Origin of the sequence: Chamaesiphon polymorphus CCALA 037, from assembly GCF_003003845.1 — a bacterium.
Lineage (GTDB): Bacteria > Cyanobacteriota > Cyanobacteriia > Cyanobacteriales > Chamaesiphonaceae > Chamaesiphon > Chamaesiphon polymorphus.
The window spans coordinates 1-3782 of sequence record NZ_PVWO01000534.1 but is presented as its reverse complement, the minus strand read 5'-3'; the positions used below and the strand labels follow the sequence as shown (position 1 = coordinate 3782).

General features: G+C 49.2%; 4 protein-coding genes. 2 read left to right on the top strand and 2 right to left on the bottom strand.

The window, feature by feature from the left end; translation table 11 throughout:
• Together C7B77_RS25890 and C7B77_RS25885 are read right to left on the bottom strand one after the other, a co-directional pair.
• Nucleotides 1–1436 (bottom strand): WD40 repeat domain-containing protein (locus tag C7B77_RS25890; RefSeq protein ID WP_181244039.1); only part of this gene is annotated, 1436 nt, incomplete at its 3' end.
• Between the two features lie 29 nt (nucleotides 1437–1465).
• Complete coding sequence (locus tag C7B77_RS25885) at nucleotides 1466–2290, bottom strand: hypothetical protein (protein ID WP_106311759.1); 825 nt, start codon at nucleotides 2288–2290, stop codon at nucleotides 1466–1468.
• 258 nt (nucleotides 2291–2548) lie between these two features.
• On the opposite strand from C7B77_RS25885, the gene C7B77_RS25880 reads away from it, so the two are divergent.
• A complete protein-coding gene (locus tag C7B77_RS25880; protein ID WP_106311756.1) occupies nucleotides 2549–3037 on the top strand; it encodes a hypothetical protein in 489 nt (162 codons plus the stop codon).
• Between the two features lie 248 nt (nucleotides 3038–3285).
• Nucleotides 3286–3579, top strand: a complete 294-nt coding sequence (locus C7B77_RS25875; RefSeq protein WP_245894422.1) for an SH3 domain-containing protein — start codon at nucleotides 3286–3288, stop codon at nucleotides 3577–3579.
• The last annotated feature ends 203 nt before the right edge of the window (nucleotides 3580–3782 follow it).

Here is a 3782-nt window from a genome sequence, read left to right as displayed (position 1 = left end):
TCCCATAACTCGATCGAGCGATCGTTGCTACCGCACAGTAGTGTCTTGCCATCGGCACTCAAATCTGCCGACCAGATCTGGCGCATTCGCCCGCCGATCGTCCGTTCGCAGCTACCTGTCGTGACTTGCCAAAACTTAATTAATCCATCGTGACTGGCACTAATTAGCGTTTGGCCATCGGGTGTAAAGCGCAGATTCCAAATCCAATTACTATGAGCGTCGATCGATCGCACGCATTCACCCGTCGGCACTTGCCAGAGCAAAATTTTACCATCAGCACCACCACTAGCGAGTAACCGTCCATCTGGACTAAACACCACCGACAGCACCGCATCGGTATGACCTGTTAATTGCTGCAAACACTCACCCGTCGCAAAATCCCACAGGCAAATAGTACGGTCGTCGCTGGCAGTTGCGATGTATTTCGCGTCAGCACTTACCGCCAGCCCGCGCGAGCAGTCTGTATGTTTGGCTAGCGTCCGCACGCATTTCTGGGTGGGGATGTGCCAAATTTTGGCAGTGAGATCGCCAGACACACTAACGAGGAACTCCCCATCTGTCGTAAATTGCATCGCCCAAATCATCTCGCCATGCCCTTCCAACCGAGCGATCGAGTCTCCAGTTACCGATCGCAAGCAGATTGCCATAGCGCGATTACACATGGCGATCGTATGACTGTCCGGGCTAATGGCGATCGACCAAATCCACCCATATTCCCCCGATAAAGTGGCGAACGGCTGCCCATCGCGGACGTGCCAGAGATAAACATGACTGGTATCGTCGCCCGTTGCGAAAAAACTGCCATCGGGACTCCAGCGCACGCAAACGACATTACCGATGGTTTGGGTAAACTTCGGCTGAGAGAACGTCGCCCCTGTAAAGTTTGCGTGGTGGAGATCGACCTGAGTACAGTCGGCGTAGCGCACCATTAACTGCGAAAAATCGGCTCCCACTAAATCGAGCTGTAAATAGCCACAAAGATTGATGAGATTGCCCGCGTCATATCCAGGTAGCTGAGACTCGGTGGAATGAAGGGCAGATAAAACTTGTTTGAGATGCTGTGCGAGCAGATCGATCGATGGAAATGCGGCCTTAAGTCGATCGGCAATCGGGCGTAAAATCAACCGCATTTGACTGTCGCGAATGAAGTCTTTGGCTGTGGTTTTGCAGAAGGCGTGTGTCTCGAATGGGGATGTTCCAGTTGTGAAGTTACCTGTTATTAAGTCCGCACTCGATCGCTCGACCAGACAATCGGTGACATATTCCATTACCACTTGCTGGAGCGTATACCGATTGACGGGAATGGTTTCAATCAAACTGCGCCGCGCTAATTTTTCTAGCGATTCTAGCAAGTTGGCTTTAGAAATACTCGGACAGAGATCGACTTGTAACTCGGCAATTGTCGTGCCTTCCCGATTGACTGCCAACCAATACATAATGCTAGTTTCGTTGGCGAAGCCTCTCGTTAGAGAATCGCACTCAACCGTTGAAAATGTCGATCGAGTAATAACCGAATGCCATTAAAAATAAACGTATCTTCGCCAAGAAAATGTTCGATATAACCATTGCAAAGATCCCGAATCGAAGTGGCGACAATCTTCAGCGCGAGGGGACTATTGCTATAGCGATCGCATAATAATTGCCGTTCCTCGATCGTCCCAATTAAGCCCTTATCATCCAAAATCGCCCGCGCCGCATCTGCCGAACCACCCAGTGACAACACCTGCACCGCCGCACCATCACCTTCTAAAATCGCTACATCCGCTGGTTTTTCGCGACTGGTGACGATGACACAACTCTGATGCGCGACTTCGCCGATCGATCTCAACAGCTCGCCATATCGATCGTAACCACTGCGAAACTGCCCCACCCGCTCGGCATCCAGTAACGTTTCCAAATTATCCAGGATGACTAAATAGCGACCCGTTTGCAACCCTTGCAGCAAATGCCGCAGCTCTACTGGCGGCGATAGATCGGGGTTCAAAAATGCCATCAAATCCCGCAATAAATCGTCTAGAGGCGGTGCATTTCGCAGCGATCGCCAAATTAGTTTATCAACCCCAATTTGGGCTTCTAACACGCGGGTAATCGTGCTGATGGCTAGCTGCGTGCGTTCGCTGAGTTCATCTAACGTCAACCTGTCGCCATAACGCTCCGCTTTTTCAATTTGTCTCCGTGCGGTTTCGAGTTTCTGTTGTCCGGTTAATGATAATACGACCCCGCGACGGCGGCTTTTTTTGGCATTCATTGCAGTTTGGACTTCGAGCAATAGCAATAGAATAGAAAACATTTCGAGATCCCATTGTATAGAATCCGACCCAAATATCCTTCAGTTACTTCATTTAAGTTTGACTTAAGCCGATCGCACCTTTGCAGTCAACACCCCAAAGGGTAGGTAATGCCAATCTTTGAGGAGATCGAGATCGCGTCCAACTTAAGTTAAGTGTTATCTATCCATATCTCGTCTGGTTCCACAAGTGGTCTGGGCTGATACTAGGGACATGGTCGAACGAACGACCACATCCAATATCGCCTAGAGGAAAACATCATGCTTCACCATATTTCTGTTGCTGTTAACAATCCCCAACACGTCGCCAACGTTCTGGCCGAAATCTTGCAAGGCTCGGCAATTCCCTTCCCGCCCCATCCCGGCAGCTATATGACGCTAGCCGCAGATAAATTTGGCACTGGCATCGAACTATACCCGATCGGTACTCAACTAATTCCCGATGTTCTGGAAGGACAGGCAGGGTTTCAAATCCAAGCTCAAACAGCCAACTACACCCCATTTCATGCCGCCATTTCCGTGCCTACCAATCTTGAAGAAATCGAACGCATCGGCGAAAGAGAAGGCTGGCGAGTGTATCCATGCAGCCGCGATGGTTTCTTCGATGTAGTCGAATTTTGGGTCGAAAATCGGCTGATGCTCGAATTGCTCACGCCAACGATGGCAGCTAAATACATGGAGTGCCTCAATCCCGAGCATCTACCCGCACTAATCGAGCAATTTACGATGGTACCAGCCAGAGTTGAGTGAAATTTAACGCTCGCTACTGCCAATTATTAGTCGAGTTAGCTAGTAGATCCGATCGAGTTACTGCGATCGAGTTTTTTCGGGATCGGATCTGACTTGTCGATCGAGTTTCTCCTGACTTTTCCTAACATCAAGCCCAGTAGAAACTCGTCGGCGATTGGATCTAGAAATGTTCGCAGTCGTAAGCGGCAAGCTTTCGGAAACTGCAAGATTCTACTTGTATAAATCGATAAATAAAGATTTTCCCATACATGATGATGCTATCTAAAATCAAACAAATTGCAAGTGTGGCGATCGTTTGCTCGATCGCGAGTTCGGCGATCGCAGTCGCCCCTGTCAAAGCCGAAACTATTTGTAAAGTTGCCGATCCGACTGGCACGCCTTTAAACATCCGCAGCTATCCTGGCGGTAATGTAGTGGGCAAAATTCGCAATGGTAAAAGAGTGCAGATTTTTGAAATTACCATAGACGATCGCGGCAAACCATGGGCAAATATCGGATCGGGCTGGGTCGTGCGCGAGTTTATTGCTTGCTACGAACGTTAATACTCAGATCTTGCCCCAATACCCGATCGCTAACCACTTCCCGCGATGCCGCATCCCCAGCTTGTCAACTGGGGATCTGGAGTTTAGACTAACCAGAAAGAGAACGGTAGCAAAAGATAGACCTTGGCTACCGGAGGGAAGAAAATAAGGGTGAAAGAAAGCTCATTAACTTCCCCAACATGAACTGTGAAGCATTACAGACA

Coding starts and splice junctions, on each gene's coding strand:
- C7B77_RS25885 (WP_106311759.1), bottom strand. CDS start 2,290: ATGTTTTCTATTCTATTGCTATTGCTCGAAGTCCAAACTGCAATGAAT.
- C7B77_RS25880 (WP_106311756.1), top strand. CDS start 2,549: ATGCTTCACCATATTTCTGTTGCTGTTAACAATCCCCAACACGTCGCC.
- C7B77_RS25875 (WP_245894422.1), top strand. CDS start 3,286: ATGATGATGCTATCTAAAATCAAACAAATTGCAAGTGTGGCGATCGTT.